General features: G+C 71.0%; 16 protein-coding genes and 1 pseudogene. 6 read left to right on the top strand and 11 right to left on the bottom strand.

What is annotated here, in order from left to right; genetic code table 11:
- Positions 1-117 precede the first annotated feature (117 nt).
- The 3 genes from ABH941_RS24485 to ABH941_RS24475 form a co-directional block, all read right to left on the bottom strand.
- On the bottom strand, positions 118-1,305 hold the full coding sequence (locus ABH941_RS24485) for a lipid-transfer protein (RefSeq protein ID WP_370131619.1): 1,188 nt from the start codon (positions 1,303-1,305) through the stop codon (positions 118-120).
- Positions 1,302-2,681, bottom strand: coding sequence for an OB-fold domain-containing protein (locus tag ABH941_RS24480; protein ID WP_370131618.1), 1,380 nt, complete (start codon positions 2,679-2,681; stop codon positions 1,302-1,304). Before ABH941_RS24480 ends, ABH941_RS24485 begins: the two co-directional genes overlap by 4 nt.
- Positions 2,682-2,792: 111 nt before the next feature.
- Positions 2,793-3,092 carry a hypothetical protein gene (locus ABH941_RS24475; protein ID WP_370131617.1) on the bottom strand — a complete coding sequence of 100 codons (300 nt, stop codon included), beginning with the start codon at positions 3,090-3,092 and terminating at the stop codon, positions 2,793-2,795.
- Between the two features lie 430 nt (positions 3,093-3,522).
- Here ABH941_RS24475 and ABH941_RS24470 point away from each other — a divergent pair, with 430 nt between their 5' ends.
- Complete coding sequence (locus ABH941_RS24470) at positions 3,523-4,707, top strand: hypothetical protein (RefSeq protein ID WP_370131616.1); 1,185 nt, start codon at positions 3,523-3,525, stop codon at positions 4,705-4,707.
- Between the two features lie 35 nt (positions 4,708-4,742).
- On the opposite strand, the gene ABH941_RS24465 is transcribed toward ABH941_RS24470, so the two are convergent.
- Complete coding sequence (locus tag ABH941_RS24465) at positions 4,743-5,039, bottom strand: hypothetical protein (RefSeq protein WP_370131615.1); 297 nt, start codon at positions 5,037-5,039, stop codon at positions 4,743-4,745.
- On the opposite strand from ABH941_RS24465, the pseudogene ABH941_RS24460 reads away from it, so the two are divergent.
- A pseudogene (locus ABH941_RS24460) lies at positions 5,002-5,271 on the top strand (NADP-dependent oxidoreductase); the annotation flags it as partial. The gene ABH941_RS24465 and the pseudogene ABH941_RS24460 overlap by 38 nt on opposite strands.
- A 17-nt stretch (positions 5,272-5,288) precedes the next feature.
- Here the strand turns inward: ABH941_RS24460 and ABH941_RS24455 are convergent.
- The 5 genes from ABH941_RS24455 to ABH941_RS24435 all read right to left on the bottom strand — a co-directional run bounded on the left by ABH941_RS24455 (position 5,289) and on the right by ABH941_RS24435 (position 10,417).
- Positions 5,289-7,265 carry an autotransporter-associated beta strand repeat-containing protein gene (locus ABH941_RS24455; protein WP_370131614.1) on the bottom strand — a complete coding sequence of 659 codons (1,977 nt, stop codon included), beginning with the start codon at positions 7,263-7,265 and terminating at the stop codon, positions 5,289-5,291.
- A 63-nt stretch (positions 7,266-7,328) separates the two neighbouring features.
- The gene (locus ABH941_RS24450) at positions 7,329-8,255 is read right to left on the bottom strand and encodes an alpha/beta hydrolase (protein WP_370131613.1); all 927 of its coding nucleotides are present in this window, start codon (positions 8,253-8,255) and stop codon (positions 7,329-7,331) included.
- A gap of 70 nt (positions 8,256-8,325) precedes the next feature.
- On the bottom strand, positions 8,326-8,793 hold the full coding sequence (locus ABH941_RS24445; protein ID WP_370131612.1) for a cupin domain-containing protein: 468 nt from the start codon (positions 8,791-8,793) through the stop codon (positions 8,326-8,328).
- A 72-nt stretch (positions 8,794-8,865) separates the two neighbouring features.
- On the bottom strand, positions 8,866-9,486 hold the full coding sequence (locus tag ABH941_RS24440; protein ID WP_370131611.1) for a TetR/AcrR family transcriptional regulator: 621 nt from the start codon (positions 9,484-9,486) through the stop codon (positions 8,866-8,868).
- Between the two features lie 97 nt (positions 9,487-9,583).
- On the bottom strand, positions 9,584-10,417 hold the full coding sequence (locus ABH941_RS24435) for an alpha/beta fold hydrolase (protein WP_370131610.1): 834 nt from the start codon (positions 10,415-10,417) through the stop codon (positions 9,584-9,586).
- A gap of 288 nt (positions 10,418-10,705) precedes the next feature.
- Between ABH941_RS24435 and ABH941_RS24430 the strand changes: the two genes are divergently transcribed.
- The 3 genes from ABH941_RS24430 to ABH941_RS24420 are packed head-to-tail and all read left to right on the top strand — an operon-like array spanning position 10,706 to position 17,825.
- On the top strand, positions 10,706-14,191 hold the full coding sequence (locus ABH941_RS24430; protein ID WP_370131609.1) for an efflux RND transporter permease subunit: 3,486 nt from the start codon (positions 10,706-10,708) through the stop codon (positions 14,189-14,191).
- Complete coding sequence (locus tag ABH941_RS24425) at positions 14,191-14,634, top strand: hypothetical protein (protein ID WP_370131608.1); 444 nt, start codon at positions 14,191-14,193, stop codon at positions 14,632-14,634. Before ABH941_RS24430 ends, ABH941_RS24425 begins: the two co-directional genes overlap by 1 nt.
- A gap of 2 nt (positions 14,635-14,636) precedes the next feature.
- Complete coding sequence (locus tag ABH941_RS24420; protein ID WP_370131607.1) at positions 14,637-17,825, top strand: efflux RND transporter permease subunit; 3,189 nt, start codon at positions 14,637-14,639, stop codon at positions 17,823-17,825.
- A 32-nt stretch (positions 17,826-17,857) separates the two neighbouring features.
- On the opposite strand, the gene ABH941_RS24415 is transcribed toward ABH941_RS24420, so the two are convergent.
- On the bottom strand, positions 17,858-18,496 hold the full coding sequence (locus tag ABH941_RS24415; RefSeq protein ID WP_370131605.1) for an HAD family acid phosphatase: 639 nt from the start codon (positions 18,494-18,496) through the stop codon (positions 17,858-17,860).
- Positions 18,497-18,928: 432 nt separating this feature from the next.
- Between ABH941_RS24415 and ABH941_RS24410 the strand changes: the two genes are divergently transcribed.
- A complete protein-coding gene (locus ABH941_RS24410; protein ID WP_370131604.1) occupies positions 18,929-21,964 on the top strand; it encodes a protease pro-enzyme activation domain-containing protein in 3,036 nt (1,011 codons plus the stop codon).
- Positions 21,965-22,046: 82 nt separating this feature from the next.
- Here ABH941_RS24410 and ABH941_RS24405 read toward each other — a convergent pair whose 3' ends face one another.
- Complete coding sequence (locus tag ABH941_RS24405) at positions 22,047-23,645, bottom strand: purple acid phosphatase family protein (RefSeq protein ID WP_370131603.1); 1,599 nt, start codon at positions 23,643-23,645, stop codon at positions 22,047-22,049.
- Positions 23,646-23,663 lie beyond the last annotated feature (18 nt).

Genomic DNA, 23,663 nt, shown 5'->3' with positions numbered 1-23,663 from the left:
GGAGCAACCGCGCACGTCAGAGACGGCATCGGGACGGGGGCTCGGCCGCGAAACGCACCCCGCCCCGCCTCCCGGCGGCGCCGCCACCCCGCCTCCCCCGCCCACCAAAGCCACCCCTCACCCCCGCCCCAGCACCAGCCCCGACGTCGGGACGCCCGTTCCGGCCGTCACCAGGACTCGTTCCGCGCCGCCCTCGATCTGGTTGGCGGCGGTGCCGCGCACCTGGCGGACTGCCTCGGCGATGCCGTTCATGCCGTGCAGGTAGGCCTCGCCCAGTTGCCCGCCGTGGGTGTTGACCGGGAGGCCGCCGCCGCCGAGTTGGAGCCTGCCGCCTGCGGCGAAGTCGGCTCCCTCGCCTGGGCCGCAGAAGCCGAACTCCTCCAACTGCATCAGCACGAACGGTGTGAAGTGGTCGTAGAGGACAGCCGTGTCGATGTCGGCCGGGGTCAGGCCGCTGGTGCGCCAGAGCTGACGGGCGACGACGCCCATCTCCGGGAGGCCGGTGAGGCCGTCGCGGTAGAAGCTGGTCATCGCCTCCTGGTTGCGGCCCGCGCCCTGGGCGGCGGCGGTGATGACCGCGGGGATGTGGCGGAGGTCGCGGGCGCGCTCGGGGGTGGTGACCACGAGGGCCTGGCCGCCGTCGGTCTCCTGGCAGCAGTCGAGCAGCCGCAGGGGCTCGACGATCCAGCGGGAGGCGGCGTGGTCCTCCAGGGTGATCGGCCGTCCGTAGAAGTACGCGGCCGGGTTGGTGGCGGCATGGAACCGGTCCGCGACGGCCACCGGAGCGAAGGCGTCCGGGCTCAACCCGTAGGTGTGCAGGTAGCGCTGGGCGTGCAGGGCCACCCAGGAGGCGGGGGTGAGCAGCCCGTAGGGCATGGTCCAGCCCATCGCCGCGCCCTCGGCCGATGCCTGACGTGACGTCAGCCCTGCTCCGAAGCGGTGTTGCGACCGTTCGTTGAAGGCTCGGTAGCAGACCACCACCTCGGCGATGCCGGTCGCGACGGCCAGGGCCGCCTGCTGGACGGTGGCGCAGGCGGCGCCCCCGCCGTAGTGGATCCGCGAGAAGAAGCTCAGCTCGCCGATGCCGGCCGCCTGGGCGACGGTGATCTCCGGGTTGGTGTCCATGGTGAAAGTGACGAGTCCGTCCACATCCTGTGGACAGAGCCCGGCGTCGTCCAGGGCGGCGTGCACGGCCTCGACGGCGAGTTTCAGCTCGCTGCGTCCCGAGTCCTTGGAGAACTCGGTCGCGCCGATGCCGGCGATGGCCGCGCGGCCGCCGAGGGTGTCGGCTCGGTGCAGGCTCATGGCTGGTCCTCCACAGTGTGATCACCCAGGGTGAGCCGCACGGTGGCGGTGGCGTGGGCGCCGCGCCGGGTGCGGCCGGTGACGGCGAGGGTGAGCCGGGGGCCGTCGCGCTCGGTGACCCGCCCGGTGAAGGTGAGTTCGTCGCCGGGGTAGGCGGGGACCCCCAGGCGGATGGAGATGCCGGTCAGCCGGGCACGCGGTCCGGCCCAGTCGGTGACGTAGCGACCGACCAGGCCGTTGCTCGTCAGGATGTTCATGAAGATGTCCGGGGCGCCCTTGGCGTGGGCGAGTTCGGCGTCGTGGTGCACGTCCTGGTAGTCACGGGAGGCGATGGCTCCGGCCACGATGAGGGTGCGGGTCACCGGGATGCGCAGCGGCGGGAGGTGGTCAGCCCCGGCGGGGCGGAACACCGGCAGGGTCAACTCCTCGTCGCAGCGCTCGAAGTCGAGCCGGACCGGGAGTCCGATCCGGACCTCGGCGGCCGGCAGACCGAGGACGTTGCTGACCACGCGCACGCCCTCCTCCAGTTCGACCAGGGCCACCGCGTACGGACTCTGGCCTCGGAAGGCGGCAGGCAGGGGGTGGTGCACGATCACGTACGAGTAGACCGTGCCCACGCCGCACGCGGCCTCCGGCGTCCATCCGTCCGAGCCGCAGGCGTTGCATCCGGGCAGCCACGGGAAACGGGGGGTGGCGCAATCGGTGCACCGCTGGAAGCGCAGCTCGCCCTCGGCGACCCCGGCCCAGAAGCCGGCGTTGTCCCGGTTGACGATCGGACGGGGACGCAGCGCCGGGCCGTCCGCCCCCACAACCTCCGGCCCCGCAACTTTCCCCGCAGGGCGGAACTTCAGGATGCGGAAGCGGTGGGTGGCGACCGGCGCCGCCTCCTCCGGTTTCTCCCCCGCCGCCTCGTCGTACGCCCGAAGATCGGTACGGGTGGTGACGAAGCGTCCTACGCCCAGGGCAGTTGTCTTCTCCCCGGAGACAGATTCGATCTCGGAGTCGTAGAGCACCCGTTGGCCGGGGCGCAGCGGCCGCAGGTACTCCTGCTCGCAGTCGGTGGCGACGACCGAGGTGAAGCCGTGGGCGTCCAGCGTCCCGAGGAGCTCGTCATAGGCCTCGCTGCGACCGGTCGCCGCGCTCCCCGAACCCCCCGAACCCCGCGAACCCCCCGAGACTCGCGGGTCCCCGAGTCCCGCCATCGTCCAGGACTGGAGCATGGCCGGCGGGGCGACCGCGTGCGGACCGGTGTAGGCGGTGTTCGCGTCGCCCATGGCCTCGCACCAGTGGCGGATCATGGGGGCGTTGACGGGATCCAGCGCTCGTCCGCCCACGGCGGCGGGGCGTCCCGTGTAGGCCTGGAAGGTGTCGGTCACGAATCTGACTGTGCGTCAGATAACGTGCATGCGTCAAGCCAGCAGTCAGCCCCGGGGCGTGGGACCGGCCCCGGGGCTGACTGTCGCACCGCTCAGTTCAGCGCACGACGACTAGAAGAAGATGCGCACATTGCTGTTGGACTGGCTGCTGTACACCGCACCGGAGTTGCCCTTCACGCCCAGGGTGTTGTTGGCGTTGGACGCACCCGAGCCGGTCGCGGTCTGCTGGGTCCAGTTGGAGTTCCCGTCCACCCATCCGCTGAGGTTGCCGCTGCCGGAGTCGGACACGATGCTGCTGTTGGAGTGGCCGCTCGCGAAAGAGCCGTTGTCCGCGGAGGCGGCGCCGGCACCGGCCAGGAGCAGGGCGAGGGCGACCGGGGCGGCGGCGAGGGCGATACGGATACGGGACATCAATTCCTCCAGGTACAAGTGGTGGAAGCCGAAGTGCAAGTGGAGCGACCCATGGCCAGACGGGGCGTTCCGGGACTGCGACGTCGCTCCGCAAGACTGACCCAGTGAGTCGACAAATATCCAACAGTCACCGACCAATTCCCCCATACGCGTGACATGGGAGCCCTGACCCCCGAACGGCCAACAGTTCGCCCCACAACCGTTTTCCCTTGCCGCGCCGCCCATGTGGCCGCCTCCGACCACTCGCCCGGACCCCCAGGGGGCTCGCGGCCTGCAAAATCCGCACGCCCCGGGCGCGCGGCGCCGACCACACGCCAATCCGACGGACTGTTCAGCACCCGGCAACGCTGTCAGTGGCCGGCGTTAGGATCACCGACGCAATGGCCAGGCTGACTGATCCACCGATCCGACTGTTCGTCAGGAGCACCTCATGGAACCGACTTTCGCCGACTTCTCGGCGTCCCCGCCGCTGCTCGGCAACGGGGTGGTGCAGACCCCGGGCTGCGTGTTCGGCGGGGACCATCTCAAGCTCGGAGCCGACGGGAGCGCCGAACTGGCCTTCGAGATCGCGCCGGACGAGGAGATCATCGAGGCGACGTTCAAGGTGACGGCGCTGACGTCCAAGCTCGGCCCCTCCCCCGGATTCGCGCCGATGGACATCGTGGTCAACGGTCGGACCCTGGTCGACGCCCTGACCATCCCCGGGGGCGGCGACCTGCCGCAGGCCCTGTCGTACGCGGTGCCCGGCGAGATGCTGCACCCCGGCACCAACACCGTGACGGTGCACAGCTCTCAGAAGTCCGGAACCATGCTCTGGCTCTACCGGATCACCCTCGACTCGGTCTACGACCGGGACCGCTCCGAGCGGGCGATGGGCGCCAAGGCCGCCGAGCACGCGGTCTTCGCCTTCCGCACCGAACGGCTGCCCGCCGGCACGGGGGACTGGGTGCCCGGTCCCGAACTGCGCCTCTACGTCGAACGCGGCGAGTACGCCCTGCCGTCGCAGCTCTCCTGGCGGAGCACCGACGGGGCCGAGGGCGCGGCGAGTTTCCAGTCCGCGATGACCGACTTCCTCGGTCACCACCGGGACGCGGACGGCACGATCGCCGAGTTCCGCGGCCGGCTGTCCGGGCGTTGGGCCTATCCCGACGGGACGTCCGGCGCCCCTGTGCACCACTTCAGGACCGAGGAGGGCTGGGGCGGACGCTGGCACCAATCCGGCGACCTGCACCTGCTGGTGGACCACGGCGGGGTGCCCATGGAGCGCATCACCTGGCGTGACCAGCGGACCAACGGCGGTTCGATATCGCTGCAGAGTGACGGCTCCGGTTTCGTCGGCTTCTACCAGCGGGTCAACGAAGGCCCGATCGGATACCGCGGCACCCCCGTGCGCGCCGCGCCGGTACCCGTCCCACTACCACCGGCACCGGCACCCGCACCGGCACCCGCACCCGCACCCGCACCCGCACCCGCACCCGCACCGAACGAGCCCGCCGCACCCGGCACCACCGGGCGCGCTGAACTCCAGGAGGAACTCCTGCGGACCGCACAGCAGTTGGGTCGCGTCACCGACGCGGCTGCGGGCCGCCTCGCCGAATGGCTGCGCAGCCGCTGACCCGCCTCTGGCTGATGCCCTCAGGCTGATGCCCCTCAGGCCGTCCGCCCGCGCGACGGGCCCAGCGGGCGCAGGCCGTCGGGGAGGGGTGCGGAGCGCAGCTCGCGGATCAGGGCGCGGACGGCGAGGCTGTCGGCCAGGTCCGGCGTGGTGACGAAGCCGACGGTGCGGGTCGGCGGGTTCGGGCCCAGGTCGGTGAGGGCGATCCCGGGCGGGCGTCCGAGCAGGGCGGTCCACGGCATGATCGCTGTGCCGATGCCCTTGGCGACCAGGGAGAGCGCGAAGCCGTCGTAATACAACTCGGCGCATCGACCGCCGGCGGCGCCCCGCAACCTCTACGACGTGGTGCACAAGAGCCTGCGCCTCCAGGGCTTCCTGGTGCGGCACCACCTGGATGCCCGCTCCGAACTGGAGGCCTTTCTGGTCCCGCACCTGAGGTCCGGCCTGGTGGTGCCGTCGGAGACGGTGACCCAGGGGTTCGACCGGGTGGTCGGGGCCTTCCTCGGGATGCTGCGCGGGGAGAACACCGGAAAGGCCATCGTGCAGGTCTTGCCAGAGCTGTGACGACACGTCAGGCCAAGCTAGCGCGAGTGCCGCCCAGCCGGACGCGGCCGGCGCGCCCGGCGCGACCGGCGGGAGCGCGCGAAGGCGTAGGCGAGGGCCGCCGCACACAGCAACGCCGCCGCCGCGCCGGAGGTCTGCCAGGCGCTGAGGCCGCTGCCGGCGGCAGCCCCGGCGACAGCGCTGCCACCCCCGCCAGTCGCCTCCGACGCGACCCCGGCCGTAGCAGACCCGGACACACTGGCCTTGGCACTGGTGGTGGGCGTGGCCGGGCCATTGGCCGTGAGCGTGGTCGTCCCGCCGCCGTGCTGGACCGAGAACCGCGTCCCCGCTATGACGACCTGGGCACCCGTCAACTCGGCCTTCTGCCCTCCCACCTGTAGCACAGCCCCGTCCGCGATCCGGATCTTCGAGCCCGCCACCGCGCTGAGTGCCTGCAGGCTCTGACTGCTGCCCGCCGCCGCATGGAGGTCCAGCACCGCACCGGCGGAGGTGAGCGCGACGCCGCTGCTGGACGCGAGGCCGGCGCCGATCAGCGCGAGGGTGCCCTTGGCGACGGTGGTGGCGCCGGTGTAGCCGACCGAGCCGGTGAAGGTCGTAGTGGCAGCGCCGTTCTGGGTGAAGGAGCCGGTGCCGCTGATCCTCGACAGGGAGAGGGCCCTGTTGACATTGGCGGCGACCAGCGAGCCGTCGTCGACCACCCGGTAGAGCGCGCCCCCGGTGTAGAGGCCGCCGTCACCACCGGCCGCACCGGAGCCCAGGCGCAGCACCGCGTTCCGCTGGATCGTGGTCGAGCCGTCGTAGTACTGGGTCGCGGCGAAGGTGACGTCGTTGCCGCTGGTCCCGGCGATGACGATGTCGCCCTGGCCGGGAGCGGACAGGGTGTCGTGGTACTTGCCGCCGCCGATCGGCGCGCCCAGGGTCACCGGGCCGTCGTAGTCGAAGGTGAGCAGAGCGCGCTGGTCCTTGGCGGCGTGCAGGTTGATGTAGACCGTCTGCGCGGTGCCGGGCATGAAGATGGCATGGGTCGTGCCGTCGCCCCATTGCACGTTGGCGCCTTCGATGTTGGTCCCGCGCACATTGCTGCCGTGCGCGACCGGCTGCCAGTTGAGGGCGGGGTCGCTGAGCGAGGGGGCGGTGTCCGATCCCGAGTCGCTCCAGCTGTAGTAACCGGTCAGCACGACCTTGCTGCCCGGCCGGGAGTGGACGTTGATGTCGCTGCCGTAGGCCTGGTTGTAGAAGACCTGCCGCTGGGTGATGGTCTGTCCGAGCGGGGTGTCGATGATCCAGGAGCCCTGGTTGACGATGGTGCGCGCGTCGGGGAGCGCGGCCGGGTAGACGGTGGCGCCGAAGGCGACGCCGGTGCCGTTGTAGATCACCCCGGAGAAGGGGTTGGTACCGGCGATCTGGAAGGTGCCCCACATGTTGGTCGGCTGGGCCACCAGTCCGGTGCCGCTGATGATGCCGATGTCGTAGCCGCCGGTGAGGGACAGCCGAAGGGTGCCGTCGACCCTGATGTTGTCCTGGTTCTGCTGGTAGCCGGGGGTGTTGTAGGGGAAGCTGCCGATCAGGCCGGTGGTTCCGCCGGTGCCGTACTGGAGCGTGGCGCCCCGGTCGACCGTCACCGCTGGTGCGTCGGGATCGCTGACCACGCTGTACGGGTGGTTGCCGCCGAGGACGGCGACCTTCTGGTGCTGCCGGGATGCCGGCAGGGTGAAGGTGCTGTTCCTGGTGAGGACCAGGGTGCCGGTCCCGGTCACCCGCAGCGTGCCCTGGCCGCTGATCACCCCGTTGTAGGTGTGGGTGCCCGACGGCACGGTGACCACCGAGTCACCGGTCAGGACCACGTCCTGACCGGCCAGGACGGCGGCGGTGATGTCCCCGCCCGCCGCCGCCCCGGTCACCGCCCCCGCCGCGGTCCCGGTTTCCGGCACGAGCAGCACCAGTAGTCCGCCTGCGGCGGCCCCGGCGAGCAGCCGGCTCCAACGTCGTGTCACGGTGAGATCCTTTCAGATCATCCGACCGGGTGGACGCCGGAGTTCGCTCAGGGATCTGCGCTGTTACGAAACCCCCTGGGCCTGGACCTCCGCACCAGCGGCGACCCACTGCGCCCGGGTGAAGGCCGCGGCGGCGTCGAGGGCGGCGTCGGCCTCGTCCAGCACGGCGGCGAAGGACTGGAACACATGCGGTAGCTGCGGCCAGACCTGGAGCTCGACCCACACGTCGTGCTCGGCGGCACGGGCCGCCAGCCGGATGGCGTCGTCGAGCAGGATCTCGTGCGAGCCGACCTGGACCAGCAGCGGCGGCAGACCGGTCAGATCCGCGAACACCGGGCTGGCCAGCGGCGCCGCGGGGTCGGTATCGCCCAGGTAGTCGCGGGCGCGGGTGCGCAGGCCGGCCGCGGTGAGCGCGGGATCGACATCCGCCTTGCCGACCAGGCTGCCGCCGGAGAGGGTGAGGTCGGTCCAGGGGGAGAAGACCGCGGCCGACGCCGGTTGCGGCAGGCCGGCGTCCTTCACCGCGACCAGCGTGGCGACGACCAGGCCGCCGCCCGCGGACTCGCCGACGAAGGCGATCCTGGAGCTCGGGACGCCGTCGTCGAGCAGCGCACGGTACGCGGCCACGGCGTCGTCCACCGCCGCGGGGAACGGGTGCTCGGGGGCGAGCCGGTACTCGACGCAGACGGCCCTGGCGCCGACCCGCCTGGCGACGTCGGCGGCCAGCCCGGCCCCGTCCGCCGCCGAGCCGATGGCGTAGGCCCCGCCGTGGAAGTACAGCAGTACGGCCGACGGGTCGTTCCCCGGTGTCTCGACGGTGAGGACGGGCACGCCGCCGAGCTCGCCCGGGGTGACCGAGACATCGGCGGGCAGCGGTATCGACGCGATCATCTCGTGGAAGACGGCGCGCTGTTCGACGACGTCGCCGCCGATGTCGAGGGGGGCGTGCCGCAGGAGTTCGTCCAGGGTCTGGCGTTGTAGCCGGGTCATGGAGAGGCGCCTTTCAGGCAGGGGAAGTTCAGGCAGGTGCGAGCAGGTGCCAGCCGGGCCGGCGCGGTGGTCAGCGCGGCGGGCCGACGATGATCTGGCCGTACAGGTCGGCGGCTTCGGCCATGCGGTCCAGCGAGATCGTGAAGTCCTCCGGGCGCGGGGTCGCCAGATCGCGTCCGGCGTGGCGGAACATGCCCTCGATCCCGCCAGGGGTACAGATCATCAGCAGGTCGGCGGTGTCCGAGGTGATCCGGTAGCCGTGCGGGACGTTCCTGGGGAGGTAGACGATGCCTCCCTCGGACAGCTCCATCTCCTGGTCGTCGGACCACAGCAGCGCGCTGCCCTTGATGAGCATGAAGACCTCGTCCTCACGCGTGTGCATGTGGTACGGCGGGGCCTCGCCCTTGCTGACGGTGAATCGGCCGACCGTCAACTGCCCGTCGGTGGCCGCGCTGTCCAGGAGTACCGAGAAGACTCCCCCGTCGAGCCATTCGAGTTTCTGCTGCTGGTCGGGCTCTGCCAGGTAGGCCATGCTCATGTGACGGTCCCCTTCGTTTTGGTTTTCGGCCTGCGCCGCCGGTCCGTCCGCCGCCGGTCCGAGCGGTGTGGCTCAGGGCAGCGCGGCCCGGGTCAGGGTCGTGGCGGTGTGCACCAGGCTGGCGACGGCGGCCTCGGGGTCGAGTCCCTGCAGGTCGGTCAGGACGAACAGGGCCTCGGCGCTGACCACGACGGCCAGATCGCGTTTGAGCTGGGTCAGCGCGGCGGGGTCGGCGGCGCCGAGGGTGCCGTCCAACGGCGACAGCGCATGGTCGATCAGGCCGAAGCGCAGGCCCGGCCGGGCGGACGCCCCGCCGGGCCGGACCACCGTGGCCGCGATCATGGCGCGGACCACGCCCTGCCGGGCCAGGACGTGCCGCAGCAGGAACTCCGTCGCGGCGGCGACGCGTTCCACCGGGTCCACCGAGTCGGCGACCGGTTCCAGCGCCTCGGCGGCGCTGGGGAGCTGACCGGCGATGGCCTCCTGCAGCAGGCTGACCAGGTCGGGGAAGTAGCGGTAGGCGGTGGCCTCGGAGACCAGGGCCGTCCTGGCGACCTCGGGCATCGTCACCTCCCGTCCGGTGCGGCTGAGTTCGGCCGCGGCCTGGACGATCGCGGTCCGGGTGCGCAGTTTCTGGTTGGCACGGCCAGCTGTGCTCTGCGACATGTTCTGGGACATGCTCTGCGATGTCATCGGTCCACCTCTCGTCCTCCGGCCAGCGCCGATTCGTGAGAGCATGCTCTCACAAAGGAGTCGATCATGAGTGTCGCCACGGGCCGAGCCCCCGTGATCAGGCGTTCCGGTCCGGCTTGACGACGGTGTCGACGAAGTCGCCGATGGCGCCGAGGGTGGCGCCCAACTGCTCGATCTGCGGGAAGTGGGCGGCCTCGGCTATCGGGGTGAAGTGGCCGTTGGGGAAGGACTTGGCGTAGCCGCGGCCGTAGACCGGCAGTGCGATGCCGTCCTGCTCGCCCCAGACCACCAGCACCGGCAGGGTGACCCGGTGCAGCCGGCCGCGCAGCTTGGGGTCGTAGCTGAACGCCTCACCGGCGTAGGTGGCCAGGGTCTGCTGGTTGGCGGCCGAGGCGGCCCGCTGCTCGTCGCTGAAGGTGGAGAAGTCCGGACGGAAGGCCGGGTTGTGGAAGGAAAGCTTGGTCATCTCGGCCGGGGCCATCACCCGGACGTCGCGGACCTCGTTCTCCTTCATGTGGGCGTGGATGCCCACCGCGTTGAGCAGCACCAGCGCGCCGAGCCGGCCGCGGGTGTCGCGCAGCGCCATCTCGGCCGCGATCCAGCCGCCGACCGAGTTGCCGATCACCATGACGCCGGACAGGTCCAGGGTGTCCAGCAGGTCCAGGTAGGCCACCGCCAGGTCGGCGACGGTGTCGAACCCCTCCGGGCGGGGGGTGCCGTCGAAGCCGGGGTGGGTCGGGGCGACCACGTACACGTGCTCGGACAGGGCGGCGCCCAGGCCGGCCATGGTCCGCGGTCCGGCGCCGCCGTGCAGCAGCAGGACGGCGCTGCCGTCGGTGTTGGCGCCGAACTCGGCGACGGTCACGGACACGCCGCCGGGCAGGTCGACGGTCCGGGTGGTGCCGGCGGGGGTGGAAGCAGGAGTGCTCATGATGCGGAGTCCTTGTCGTCGTGTTCGCGAGAGCTGACTTTCATGAGTATAGGCAGCTCTCGCCATTTCATGCAAGTGGACTCTCATAACGAGGGCGGGCGCACTTCAGGAGCCCCGGGGGCAACTCGTGTCACATCGCCGCATTTCGCATATCAACGTTCATGATGATCAGGTGACGACTTGTACACGTTCAGTGAGCAACGGGTGTAGGAGGCGCCCCATCGGGGGACCCTCGGAAGATGACGGGTGGGGGCGCCTTGTCATGGACAACGGTTCGGGGGGAACGTCATGCGTTGGATCGTGAGTTCGAGTCTGCGACTTGCCGCTGCCGTGGTGGCGGCGGCGATCGTGGTCATGGTGGTCGGGGTGGGCTCGCTGCGGCACGCGTCCGTGGACACGCTGCCCGAGTTCCTGCCGCCGCAGGTGCAGGTGCAGACCGAGGCACTGGGTCTGTCCGTCGAAGAGGTCGAGCAGCTGATCACCGTCCCGCTGGAGGACGAGTTCAACGGCCTCGCCTATCTGGACCGGCTGCGCTCGCAGTCGGTGCCGGGGCTGTCGTCGATCGAGCTGACCTTCAAGCCCGGCACGGACATCTACAAGGCCAGGCAGCTGGTGACCGAGCGGGTCGCCCAGGGTCCTGCCGTGGTGAACGTGGGCACGCCGCCGGTGATGATCCAGCCGCAGTCGGCGCAGAGCAACACGATGATGATCGGACTGTCGTCGAAGTCCACCTCGCTGATCGACCTGTCGACGCTGGCCCGCTGGCGGATCCGGCCCCGGCTGCTCGCCGTTCCGGGTGTCGCCAATGTGACCATCTGGGGCCAGCGCGACCAGCAGCTCCAGGTCCTGGTCGACCCGGCGAAGCTGCACACCGCCGGGGTCACCCTGTCGCAGGTGATCAACACCACCGGTGACGCCATGTGGACCTCGCCGCTGACCTTCGTCGAGGCGTCCTCGCCGGGCGCGGACGGCTTCATCGACACCCCCAACCAGCGCCTGTCGGTCCAGCACATCCTGCCCATCACCCGACCGCAGGACCTGGCCCAGGTGCCGCTGGAGGACACCACCGGCCGGACGGTCAAGCTGGGCGACGTCACCCAGGTCGTCGAGGACCACCCGGCGATGCGCGGCGACGCCGTCCTGGCCGGCGGCTCCGGGTTCCTGCTGGTCGTGGAGAAGCTCCCCGGGGCCAACACCCTGGCCGTCACCAAGGGCGTCGAGCAGGCGATGGCGGAGCTCAGGCCCGGACTGACCGGGGTCACCGTCGACACCTCGGTCTTCCGTCCGGCGAGCTTCGTGCAGTCCGCGCTGCACGACCTGGGCTGGTCGGCGCTGGCCGGACTGCTGCTGCTGACGGTGTGGCTGGGCGTGTGCTGGCGCTCCTGGCGGGTCTCGCTGGTGGGGCTGGTGGCCGTGGTGCTGCCGCTGGTGGCGGCGGCGTACGTGCTGTACCTGCGCGGGTCGACCTTCAATGAGATGACGCTGCTGGGGATGCTGGCGGCGCTGGGCATCGTCGTCGACGACGCCGTCTCGGGGGTGCTGGCGCTGCGGGGCGCCGTGGTACGCCCGTTCACGGCGTCCCTGCGGGCGAACGCCCTCGCGCCGGCCAACGGTGATGCACACGGTGGCGCAGGCGGTGACCGCACCACCGCGCACGATCCGCAGCCCCCCGCCGGGGCGACCGCCGTCCCGCACAACGGTGACGGCCCGTCGGCCCACGACGACGGCGCCCTCCCGGCCACCGCACCGGACCGGGCCGCGCCACCGACGGCGCCCGATCCGGGTCCACCGCTCTCCGAGCTGCTGACCGAGGCCCTCGTCGACGCCCGGCGGCCGCTCGGCTTCGCTCTCGCGGTGCTGCTGCTCACCGCGGTGCCGCTGCTGCTGATCCCGGGCCTCGGCGGCTCGCTGGCGCGCCCGATGGTGATCGCCTATGTGCTCGCGCTGCTCGCGGCGACCGCCGTCGCCCTCACCGTCACCCCCGCGCTGGCCTACCTGCTGCTCCGCCCCGCACTCCGGCGGCAGCCGGCGCCCGCCCCGGAGCAGCACACCGATCCGTCCTCCCCGCCGGGGCCGCAACCGCACTGGATCGAGCAGCGCTACCACCGGCTGCTGGACGGCCGGCTGCGCCCGGTCGTCGCCTGCTCCCTGGCCGCCGTGCTGGCGCTGGCCGCGGTGGCGATCGTCCCGCAGCTGACCCACACCTCGCAGGGGGTGCTGCCGCAGGCCCAGGACCGCGACCTGCTGGTGCAGTGGCAGGCCACCCCCGGCACCTCGCTGCCCGCGATGGAGAAGACCACCACCGCGGCGGGCGACAGCCTGCGGGCGCTCCCGGGCGTCAAGGACGTCGCCACGGACATCGGCCAGGCTCTGATGGGCGATCAGATCGTCAATGTCGACTCGGCCCAGAGCTGGGTCACCCTCACCGCCGGCGCCGACTACGGCCGCACCACGGCCGCCGTCCGCAAGGCGCTGGACCGCTCGGGCGTGCGGCACACCCTGCTGACCTATCCCGAGCTCGCGCTCCAGGACGCCACCACCCGGGCGACGGACGGCGACAACGCGGTGCGGGTCCGGCTCTACGGCACCGACACCGCGGTCCTGGCCGCGCAGGCCGAGCGGCTGCGGCAGGCCGTCGCCGCCCAGCCCGGCATCACCGACCCGACCGTCCGGCAGGCCACCACCGAGCCCTCGATCGAGATCGCCACCGACGTCACCAAGGCCGCCAGGTACGGCCTCAAGCCTGGTGACGTACGCCGCGCCACGGCCGTCCTGGTCGCCGGCATCCCGGTCGGCAGCTACTACCAGCAGCAGCAGATCTTCGACGTGGCCGTGTGGAGCACCCCCGCCGTCCGGGACAACCTCGCCGACCTGCAGAACCTGATGCTGGACACCCCGAGCGGGGGCCAGGTCGCGCTGAAGGACATCGCCACCGTCTCGATCCAGCCCGCGCCCACCGAGATCGACCACGACCAGGCCTCCCGCTACCTCGACGTCACCGCCACCGTCCACGGCCAGGACCTGGACACCACGCTGAGCCGGGTCCGCTCGGCGGTGCAGGCGGTGGAGCTGCCGCTCGGCTACCACGCCGAGGTGAGCAGCGGTCTTGAGCAGACCCAGAACGGGCAGCTCACCCTGGTGCTGTGCGCGCTGGCCTGCGCGGCCGGGGCGCTGCTGCTGTTCCAGGCGGCGCTGCGGAGCTGGAGCCGGGCGGCGGTGCTGCTGCTGGTGCTCCCGCTGGCGCTCTCGGGCGGGGCGCTGACGGCGCTGGTCAACGGCTCCCGGATCACCACCGGCGCGCTGGTCGGCTTCCTGGCGCTGCTCGGCGTCGCCGTCCACGGCGGGCTGACGCTGTTCCGCCAGTTCCGCAGTGAGCAGCTCCGCAGTGAGCAGTCCCGTGACGAGGCGGACGTGCGCCGGGCGGCCGGACGGACGGCTCCGGCCGTGCTGACCACCGCGGTGGCACTGGCGCTGCTGGTGGCCCCCTTCGTGGTGCGCGGCGACGTCGCCGGCATGGAGCTGGCCCGGCCGTTCGCGCTGGTCGTCCTCGGCGGGCTGGTCAGCACCACCCTGGTGACGCTGGTGCTGCTGCCGGCCCTGCAGCTGTGGCTGCCCGGCGGCGATCCCGCTCCTGACGTCCTGGCCCCGGGGCAGGCGTCCCCTTTTGGTCTCGCCTCCGCCGGCCCCACCTCAGCCGACCCCACCTCGGCCGACCCGGCTTCCGCCGACCCCGCCTCCACCTCAGCCTCCACCTCAGCCGACGAGGTGCACTGATGCGACGTCAGCGCACCATCGCCGCAGCGGTTCTCGTCGTCCTGGGCGGCGCCCCGCTGGCCGGCTGCGGTCCGGAGACGGCCAAGGCGCAGGACGTCCGGCCCGCCACCCTGGTGCCGATCCCCGGCAGCCCGCTGCACCGGGTGGTGCTCACCCCCGAGGCGGTCGGCCGCCTCGCCATCGCCACCACTCCGGTGCTCGGCGTCGCCGGCTCGGGGGGGATGCTGCAGATCCCGGAGACCGCCCTCGTCTACGACCCCGAGGGCCGACCCTGGACCTACACCGTCCCGGCGCCGCGCACCTATCTGCGGGTGGCCGTGGTGGTCGACCGCACCCTCGACGGCCAGGTGCTGCTGCGCTCGGGCCCGTCGGCCGGCACACCGGTGGTGGACGTGGCCGCGCCCGAACTCCTGGGCACCGAGTACGGCGTGGGGGAGGAATGACCATGGAACCGACCCGCCGCCCACGCCGCACAGCCATGCAGGCCATCGTCTCCTGGAGCCTGCGCTTCCGCTTCCTGGTGGTCGCCGCCGCCGTCGCGCTGATGACCGTGGGCATCGCCACCGTCCCGCACACCCCGCTGGACGTCTTCCCGGAGTTCGCGCCGCCGCAGGTGCAGATCCAGACCGAGAGCCTGGGCCTGTCCACCTCCGACGTCGAGAACCTGGTCACCGTCCCGCTCGAACTGGCCATGAACGGCATGGCCGGTCTGGACACCCTGCGCTCCACCTCGGTGCCGCAGCTCTCCTCCATCGTGCTGATCTTCAAGCCGGGCACCGACCTGCTGCACGCCCGCCAGCTGGTCCAGGAGCGGCTGTCCACCGTCCGGCCCACGCTGCCCAAGTGGGCCAGCCCGCCGGTGATGCTGCCGCCGGTGTCCGCGACCGGCCGGGTGCTGCAGATCGGCATGACCTCCAGCACACTGAGCACCACGCAGCTGTCCCAGCTCGCCTACTGGAACGTCAAGGCACGGCTGCTCCGGGTGGACGGCGTCGCCGACGTGTCGATCTGGAACGAGCGCCAGCCCACCTTCCAGGTGCAGGTCGACCCGTCGAAACTGGCAGCCAGTCACACCACCCTCGACGACGTCGAACGCACCACCTCCGACGCCCTGGACTCCGGCGCGCTGCAGTTCTCCACCGGCTCGGTGGTCGGCGCCGGCGGCGCCGTGGAGAACCCGCTCTCCCGCTACCTGGTCGGCCACCAGCTCTCCATCCAGACCCCGGCGGCCCTGGCCGAGGTCCCGCTGGAGGACCCGGCGGCGCAGGGGAAGAACATCCCGCTGGGCAGCGTCGGCCAGGTGGTCCAGGACTACACGCCGATCATCGGCGACGCCGTCATCAACGGGAAGCCGGGCCTGCTGCTGGTCGTGGAGAAGCTCCCCTGGGGCAACACCCTGCAGGTGACCAGGAACGTCGACCAGGTCATCGCCCAGCTCCAGCCCGGCCTTCCCGGCGTCCAGTTCGACACCCACATCTTCCGGCCCGCGGACTTCATCAGCGACTCGGTGCACAACCTGACCGACGCCCTACTGCTCGGCTTCCTGCTGGTCGTGGTCATCATCGTGCTGTTCCTCTTCGAGTGGCGCGTCGCCCTGATCAGCCTGATCACCATCCCGCTGTCGCTGGCCGCCACCCTGCTGGTGCTACGGGCCTTCGGCGCGACCGTCAACACCATGGTGCTGGCCGGACTGATCATCGCCCTGGGCGCCGTGGTCGACGACGCGATCATCGACGTCGAGAACATCCTGCGCCGGCTACGCGAAGCCAGAAAGCAGGACGAGGGGGCGTCCACCGCACGGATCATCCTGGGCGCCTCGCTGGAGGTCCGCAGCCCCATCGTCTACGCGACCCTGATCATCGTCTGCGCGTCCGTGCCGGTCTTCCTGCTGCACGGGCTGACCGCCTCGTTCTTCCGGCCGCTGGCCGTCTCCTACACCCTCGCCATCGCCGCCTCGATGGCCGTGGCGCTCACGGTCACCCCCGCGCTGACCCTGATCCTGCTGCGCAAGGCCGAGCTGAAGCGCTTCCAGTCCCCGCTGGTCCGGGTGCTGCGCCGCTGGTACGGGGCGGCGCTGGGCCGGATCGTGGCCCGGCCGCGGGCCGCCTACGCGGTGTTCGGCCTGGTCGTCCTCGCCGGGGCGCTGGTCGCCCCGCAGCTCGGGCAGTCGCTGTTCCCCACCTTCCAGCAGCGCGACCTGCTGATCCACTGGGACGCCATCCCCGGCACCTCCGACGCCGAGATGGTCCGCACCACCACCAAGCTCGACTCCGAACTGAGCGCAATCCCCGGCGTCACCGACTTCGGCGCCCACATCGGCCGGGCCAAGCAGGGCGAGGAGGTCGTCGGCATGAACGCGGCCGAGGTGTGGATCAGCATCTCGCCGAAGGTGAACTACAACCGCACCGTCGCCGCGGTGCGCGCCGTCGTCGACAGCTACCCCGGCCTCTACCGCGACGTCGAGACCTACCTCAACGAGCGCATCGAGGAGGTGCTGTCCGGCTCCAAGGAGGCCGTCACCATCCGCGTCTACGGCCAGGACCTGGCCTCGATGCGCAGCACCGCCTACTCCGTGCTGAGCCGGATCCGGTCCGTCCCCGGCGTGGTGGACCCGCATGTCGACCTGTCCGTCGACACCCCGCAGATCCAGGTCGAGGTGGACCTGGCCAAGGCCGCCAGGTACGGCCTGAAGCCCGGCGACATCCGCCGCCAGGCGGCCGCCATGGTGGCCGGCCAGGAGATGGGCAACGTCTTCAAGGGCAACCAGGTGTACGGGGTGTACGTGTGGAGCGTGCCCTCGGCCCGGAACAACCCCACCGCCATCAGCGACATGCGGCTGGACACCCCGTCCGGCGGCAGCGTGCGCCTGGGCGACCTGGCGCGCGTGACCATAGGGCCCGACCCGTACCTGATCACCCGCGAGGACAACTCCCGCTACATCGACGTCGGCACCAACGTCCAGGGCCGCGACCTGTCGGACGTGGTCCAGGACATCCGGCACAACCTGGTGGGCCTCAGCGTCCCGCAGGGCTCGCACTACACGCTGCTCGGCGAGTACAAGGAGCGGCAGAGCGCCCAGAACAGCCTGCTCACCACGGCCGCGATCGCCGCGATCGCGATCCTGATCCTGCTGCAACTCGCCTTCGGCTCCTGGCGGTTGGCGGTCTTCGTGTTCCTCACCCTGCCGATGGCGCTGGTCGGCGGGCTGATCGCGATCTGGATCGGCGGCGGAGTGGTCACCATCGGCGCGCTGGTCGGCTTCTTCACGGTCTTCGGCATCGCCGCGCGCAACGGCATCCTGCTGGTCAACCACTGCCAGCACCTGGAGGAACAGGAGGGCATGGCCTTCGGCCCGGCCCTGGTGGTCCGCGGCGCGGGCGAACGGCTCGCCCCGATCCTGATGACCTCCCTGGCCACCGGACTGGCCCTGGTCCCGCTGGTGGTGCTCGGCAACCAGCCCGGCCACGAGATCGAGTACCCGCTGGCCGTGGTGATCCTCGGCGGCCTGATCACCTCCACCCTGCTCACCCTCTTCGTCGTCCCCTCCCTCTACCTCCGCTTCGCCAAACGGGGCCGCGGCCGGCTCCCCGAGGAGATCGGCACAAGCCCGGATCAGGCCCTGGTGCACTCCTGATCCGGGCCGCATCCTGGCCGCCGGGGTCCGGCTCAGTCCAGCAGGCCGTTGTAGTCGGGCAGCTTGAAGGTGGCGTCGGCGTAGCCGCCGGCGAGGTCGCTGGCACTGTTGCCGACGTTGGCGACGATGTCGTAGCCGTCGCCCTCGATCTGCTTGCGGGCCGCGGTCTTGAAGGTCTGCAGCGACTCCAGCAGCTCCAGCACATTGCGGCTGTACAGGCCGTCGACGGTGTAGCCGACCTGCGTCAGGTTGTACTCGGTGATCTCGTCGATCAGCTCGGGTCGGCCGGTGACGAAGAAGACCTTCACGCCGTGCGCGGTGGCGTACTGGGCCAGCGCGAGCACCGGCGGGGTGGCCGGGACGGGGTATCCGGAGGAGAAGTACGAGGCCAGCGCGGTGTTGTCGATGTCCAGGACGATCGCCAGCCTGTCGGTCGAGGAGGCCGCGGCGACGCGCTGCTGCAGGTAGGCCTGGGCCGGGGCGGTCGCCGCGGTGGCGTCGGCGAGCCAGGTGGCGTAGGTGACCGTGGTCGCGGCGGCGCTCCTGGCCGAGACCGCGGCGGTGCGGGCCGGGGCGGCGGCGGCCGGGTCGGCGATGCCGAGGCCGAGCGCGGCCGCGCAGGTGACGGTGACCGCTACGGCGGAGAAGTTCATGCGGCGTGCTGCGTTCATGAGCCGTCGTCTCCTTCTGAAGGTCTGTCAGACAGCGGGCCACTGCGACCCGTTGTGCAGACTCCCGATCCGGGGAGAACAGCAGGAGGCGCGGAGCTGACCGACACTGGTTCCGTACATGACATCTTACTGTCCGGTAAGCCTCGTCGCCCAGCCCTCATACCCGGCCCGTATGACGCACGCCACAGCCTTCACTTCGGTGTCATAACGAAGTCACACGACCCTCCGAACCCAGCGACAAAATTGGATCGCTCCTGATAGAAAGTGCACCTAGTTTCGTTCTGCACGGGGGGCGTTCTGGTGGTGCCAAATCCACCAAAGAACAGCAAACGCCCGTATACGCCATGATCCGGCCGTCGGCCGGCGATCGTTGGCGTCTGCGCGCGACAGCTCTTGATGCATGACGTCGTGTCTGTTTCGAGGAGAATCTGCATGGCCATACGGGTCAATGCCGTCCGGAGCGGGCGTATAGGCAAGGCCGCGCTCGTGGCCGCGACCACCGCCGCCGCTCTTTTCGCCACCACCGCCGCCGCCGACGCGGCCTCGCTCGGCGCCGTCGGGACCAGTGGGGCGAGCGGCGCGAGCACGTCGACCACGCCCACGCGGGTCGGCACCGCCGCGCACATCCCGGACGGGGCGGTCAAGACCGGCACCCCCGCCGGCAGCACCGAGGTCACGCTCAGCGTCGGCCTGGAACCGCGCGACCCGGCGGCGCTGAAGTCGTTCATCGCCGCGGTGTCCACCAAGGGCAACGCCCAGTACCACCACTACCTGGCCAAGGGGCAGTTCGCCGCCACCTTCGGACCGACCTCGGACACCATCGCCAAGGTCACCGCCTCGCTCAAGGCCGAGGGCCTGAACCCGGGCAAGGTCAGCTCCGACGGCCTGGCCATCCCGGTCACCACCACCCTCGCCGCCGCCGCGCACGCCTTCGGCACCAGCTTCGCCAGTTACAAGCTGAAGGACGGCACCACCGGCTACGCCAACAGCGCCGCCCCGGAGTTCGCCGGGAACGTCGCCGGCTACGTCTCCGGCGTCGCGGGCCTGGAGTCGCTGACCGAGCGGCACTCGATGCACTCCGTGAAGAGCACGTCGAGCAAGACCGCCGCCACCGGCACGCGCAGCACGGCGGCCACCACCCGCTCCACGGCGGCCTCCACCGGACCCCAGATCTGCAGCAGTGCCACCAGCGCGCTGAGCTCCCAGGGCAGTGACGGCAGCGGCTACTACAGCGCCGGCAACCTGGCGTCCACGTACGGGATGGAGCACACCGCCACCAGCGGTGCCGGGGTGACCATCGGCGTCTTCGAGATGGAGAACTTCTCCGACTCCGACCTCGCCGCCTACCAGGCCTGCTACGGAACCAGTGTCTCGGTCAGCCGCTTCAAGACCGACGGCGGTCCGAAGGAGGCGGTCTACCCCGCCGTCATCAACGGGACCACGACCAACAACGGCATCGAGTCGCTGCTGGACCTGGAGGACGTCGCGTCGCTGGCCCCCGGCGCCTCGATCATCGACTACATGGGCACCGACCTGGACGTCACCACCGACGCCACCTGGCTGGACAACTACCGGGCGATGATCGTGGACGACCGCGCCACGGTGCTGTCGATCAGCTACGGCGGCTGCGAGCTGGACACCGCGTCCGCGACCATGAACGCCGAGAACTACTACTCCGAGGAGGCCGCGGCCCAGGGTCAGACCATCCTCGCCTCCTCCGGGGACGACGGCGCGACCGGGTGCTTCCGGAACACCGGCAGCACCCACATCAACTCGGCCTCGATCTCGGACCCGGCCAGCCAGCCGTTCGTGACCGGCGTCGGCGGAACCGCCCTGTCCGGCGACCCGGCCACCACCCGCACCGCGTGGACCGGCTCCGGCGGCGGCACCTCCAACTACTGGTCGCTGGGCTCGTCGTTCAACTACCAGTCCGGCTTCACCGGCTCCGGCTTCAGCAGCACCGCCTGCACGCCGAAGAGCGGCTACACCTGCCGGCAGAGCCCGGACGTCGCAGCCGACTCCAGCGACACCTCGGCCTACCCGGTCTACATCGGCGGTGGCTGGGGCCTGGTCTACGGCACCAGTGGCGCGACCCCGACCTGGGCCTCGATGCTCGCCATCGCGAGCACCCAGGCGACCTGCAAGGCCAACGGCCCGCTCGGCTTCATCAACCCCGCGCTGTACGCGGCGGCCAAGAGCAGCTACGCCAGCGACTACACCGACATCACCACCGGCAACAACAAGGCCAACAACAACGTCGGCTACAACGCCGGCACCGGCTACGACCTGCCGACCGGTCTCGGTGAGCCGAAGGCCGCCGCGCTGAGCACCAGCCTCTGCGCCTCGCTCGTCGGCCCGGCGACCGGCGCCGGCACGTACCACGCGGTCACGCCGACCCGGCTGCTGGACACCCGCAAGAGCGCCATCGTGCCGGCCTTCGGCATGACCGGTGTCCAGATCGAGGGCAACACGAGCGCGGGCATCCCGTCCTCCGGGGTGACCTCGGTCGTCCTCAATGTGACGGTCACCGGCACCACTGCCGGCGGCTACCTGACCGCCTGGGGCGACGGCACCACGCGTCCCAAGACGTCCAACCTCAACTGGTCCCAGGGCCAGACCATCGCCAACCTGGTGACCGTCCCGGTCTCCGGCGACGGCGGCGTGGACTTCTACGTCAGCAGCTCCACCCAGGTGATCGCCGACGTCCAGGGCTACTACACCAATGACACCAGTGGCCTGACTCTCACCACCACAGGCCCGACCCGGATCCTCGACACCCGCTCCGCGACCGGAATCGCCACCAAGACGCCGATCACCAACAGCACGATCAGCCTGGCGGTCGACGGCGCGAACGGCATCCCCAGCACTGCCAAGGCCGTCGTGCTCAACCTGACCGCGGTCGGCGTCGGTACCTCCGGCTACCTGGCCGCCTATGCCGAGGGAACCACCGCCCCGACGGTGTCCAACGTCAACTGGTCGAACACCGTCATCGCGGGCCTGGCCATCGTGCCGGTCGGCGCGGACGGCAACGTCAGCATCAAGGTCGTGGGCACCACTCATGTGCTCGCCGACATCTTCGGCTACTACACCGCCGACGGCACCGGCAGCTCGTTCACCAGCGCGGCTCCGACCCGGCTGCTGGACACCCGCTCCGCGAACGGCGTCAGCACCACTACCCCGGTGACCGGCGGGACCTACGTCCCGCTGCAGATCACCGGCCGGGCCGGCATCCCCAGCGGGATCAAGGCCGTGGTCCTGAACGTCACCGTGGTCGGCGCGACGACCGGTGGCTACCTCACCGCCTGGGCCGACGGCGCCACCCGGCCCGGATCGTCCAACCTCAACTGGAGCAACAGCAACCCGATCCCCAACCAGGTGATCGTGCCCGTCGGCTCCGACGGCAAGGTGGACCTGTACGTCAGCGCCACGACCCACGTGATCGCCGACGTCTTCGGCTACTACATGTGACGCAGCACAAACCGGGGCCCCGCCGACCGAACCACTGGTCGACGGGGCCCCGGCCTTTCTGCGTGCGTCAGCCGCGCGCAGGTCAGCTGTAGCCGTCGGAACGCTTGCGGTGCATGGTGAACTGCTCGAAGACCGAGAGGTTGCCGTTCGGCATGTTGACGTTGTAGTAGGTCACCTGGAGCCGGGTGGTGTCGCCGGGGTGCCGGCCCGGGTCGACGGTGAAAGCGGCGAAGCCGTAGGGGTGGTCCAGGTCGCGGACCCCGGTCCAGACCGCCTGCTCCTTGACGTAGGTCGAGGTGCGCTTGCCGTTGGAGCCCGCGGTCGCCGAGACGGCCGTGATCACCTTGGCGGTGCCGTCCTTGAAGAACGCCTGGTTGGTCGTGCCCGACACCCCGCCGCCGCCCAGGATCATGTGCACGGTGCCGAGGGCGGAGTCGATGTCGTCGGTGGCGGTGGACGCGGGGTTGGGCGTGAGCGTCTCGCTGCCGGAGACGACGCCCTTGACCGCCAGCGAGCGCTCGTAGTTGTGCTCGTGGCCGCAGACGACCAGGTCCACGCCGTACCGGTCGAACAGCGGGCCGTACTTCTGGCGCAGGCCGAGGTCGGCGCCGTTGGCGTCGGAGGAGCTGATCATCACCTGGTGCATCGCGACGACGATCCAGTCGATCTCGCGCGAGGCCCTGGCTTCCTTCAGCTCCTTCTCCAGGAACGAGAGCTGACGGCCCCCCGAGTAGCCGCTGATGTAGACGTCGCCGCCGTCCTGGAGACAGTTGTCGTCGTTCTGCAGCACGATCACCCGGACCGAGCCCGCGGTGAAGGCGTAGTAGAGGCCGGCCAGTTCGGCGTCGGTCTCGGTCGAGGGGAGCGAGAAGTAGGTCTGGAAGGCGCCCAGGCCGATCGGGCCGTTGGCGCGCTCGATCTCGTGGTTGCCGGCCGCCGGCATCCAGGGGCGGAAGCGGGCCGAGCGGGTGTTGTTGGTGAAGAAGTTGTTCCAGGTGCGGACCCGGTCCACGTCCAGGTTGGCGTAGCACAGGTCGCCGTTGAGCAGGTGGAACAGCGGGGCGACCTGCTCGACGCCGGCCACGATGTCCTTGGAGGCGGGCGTCGAGTTGGCGTCCAGACCCACGGGGCCGGCGGCGGTCCAGGTCACCTCGGGCGTCGCCTGGTCGCCGAAGCTGGTGAAGGTCAGCGGCGCCCGGCCGCGGGGCGCGGTGCGGAAGTTGCCGCTGTCGGGGGTGGTGCCGCGGTGCGACACCAGGTAGACGTAGTCGGTGCTCGGCTTCAGCCGGTTCAGGGCGGCGTGGTGCACATATACGGTGCGGCCGGACTTGCCGTCGACATAGCTGCGGGTCTGCGCGGCGGCGTTGGAGCCGAAGCCGTCCCGCAGCGTCCCGTAGTGCACCTGGGGCTTGTCGACGGCGCCGTCGGTGATCCAGGAGACCACCATCTGGCTGCTCGGGTCGGCGCCGAAGGTCAGGTGCAGGCCCTGGACCGGCGGCGCGCCGGCCGCGTCCGGGGTCAGGCTGAAGGCGGGGGCCCCGATCGGAGCCGCCGCCTCCGCGGTGCCGGCGCCGAGCAGCGGCACGGCCACCGCTCCTGCCCCTGCGGTGCCCAGAAGCCCGAGGGCGTGGCGACGTGAGAGCCCCCCGGGCTCCTCGGCGGATTCGAGCGGTGAGTCCATGATGTTCCTCCAGGGCAG

Origin of the sequence: Streptacidiphilus sp. EB103A (assembly GCF_041261405.1) — a bacterium.
Lineage (GTDB): Bacteria > Actinomycetota > Actinomycetes > Streptomycetales > Streptomycetaceae > Streptacidiphilus.
This window is presented reverse-complemented; position numbering and strand designations above follow the sequence as displayed.

Excerpts from the sequence above, each read along its gene's own strand:
- ABH941_RS24410 (WP_370131604.1), top strand. The coding sequence starts at position 18,929 with ATGGCCATACGGGTCAATGCCGTCCGGAGCGGGCGTATAGGCAAGGCC.
- ABH941_RS24445 (WP_370131612.1), bottom strand. The coding sequence starts at position 8,793 with ATGAGCATGGCCTACCTGGCAGAGCCCGACCAGCAGCAGAAACTCGAA.
- ABH941_RS24420 (WP_370131607.1), top strand. The coding sequence starts at position 14,637 with ATGGAACCGACCCGCCGCCCACGCCGCACAGCCATGCAGGCCATCGTC.
- ABH941_RS24450 (WP_370131613.1), bottom strand. The coding sequence starts at position 8,255 with ATGACCCGGCTACAACGCCAGACCCTGGACGAACTCCTGCGGCACGCC.
- ABH941_RS24470 (WP_370131616.1), top strand. The coding sequence starts at position 3,523 with ATGGAACCGACTTTCGCCGACTTCTCGGCGTCCCCGCCGCTGCTCGGC.
- ABH941_RS24430 (WP_370131609.1), top strand. The coding sequence starts at position 10,706 with ATGCGTTGGATCGTGAGTTCGAGTCTGCGACTTGCCGCTGCCGTGGTG.
- ABH941_RS24415 (WP_370131605.1), bottom strand. The coding sequence starts at position 18,496 with ATGAACGCAGCACGCCGCATGAACTTCTCCGCCGTAGCGGTCACCGTC.
- ABH941_RS24425 (WP_370131608.1), top strand. The coding sequence starts at position 14,191 with ATGCGACGTCAGCGCACCATCGCCGCAGCGGTTCTCGTCGTCCTGGGC.
- ABH941_RS24435 (WP_370131610.1), bottom strand. The coding sequence starts at position 10,417 with ATGAGCACTCCTGCTTCCACCCCCGCCGGCACCACCCGGACCGTCGAC.
- ABH941_RS24440 (WP_370131611.1), bottom strand. The coding sequence starts at position 9,486 with ATGACATCGCAGAGCATGTCCCAGAACATGTCGCAGAGCACAGCTGGC.
- ABH941_RS24485 (WP_370131619.1), bottom strand. The coding sequence starts at position 1,305 with ATGAGCCTGCACCGAGCCGACACCCTCGGCGGCCGCGCGGCCATCGCC.
- ABH941_RS24475 (WP_370131617.1), bottom strand. The coding sequence starts at position 3,092 with ATGTCCCGTATCCGTATCGCCCTCGCCGCCGCCCCGGTCGCCCTCGCC.
- ABH941_RS24405 (WP_370131603.1), bottom strand. The coding sequence starts at position 23,645 with ATGGACTCACCGCTCGAATCCGCCGAGGAGCCCGGGGGGCTCTCACGT.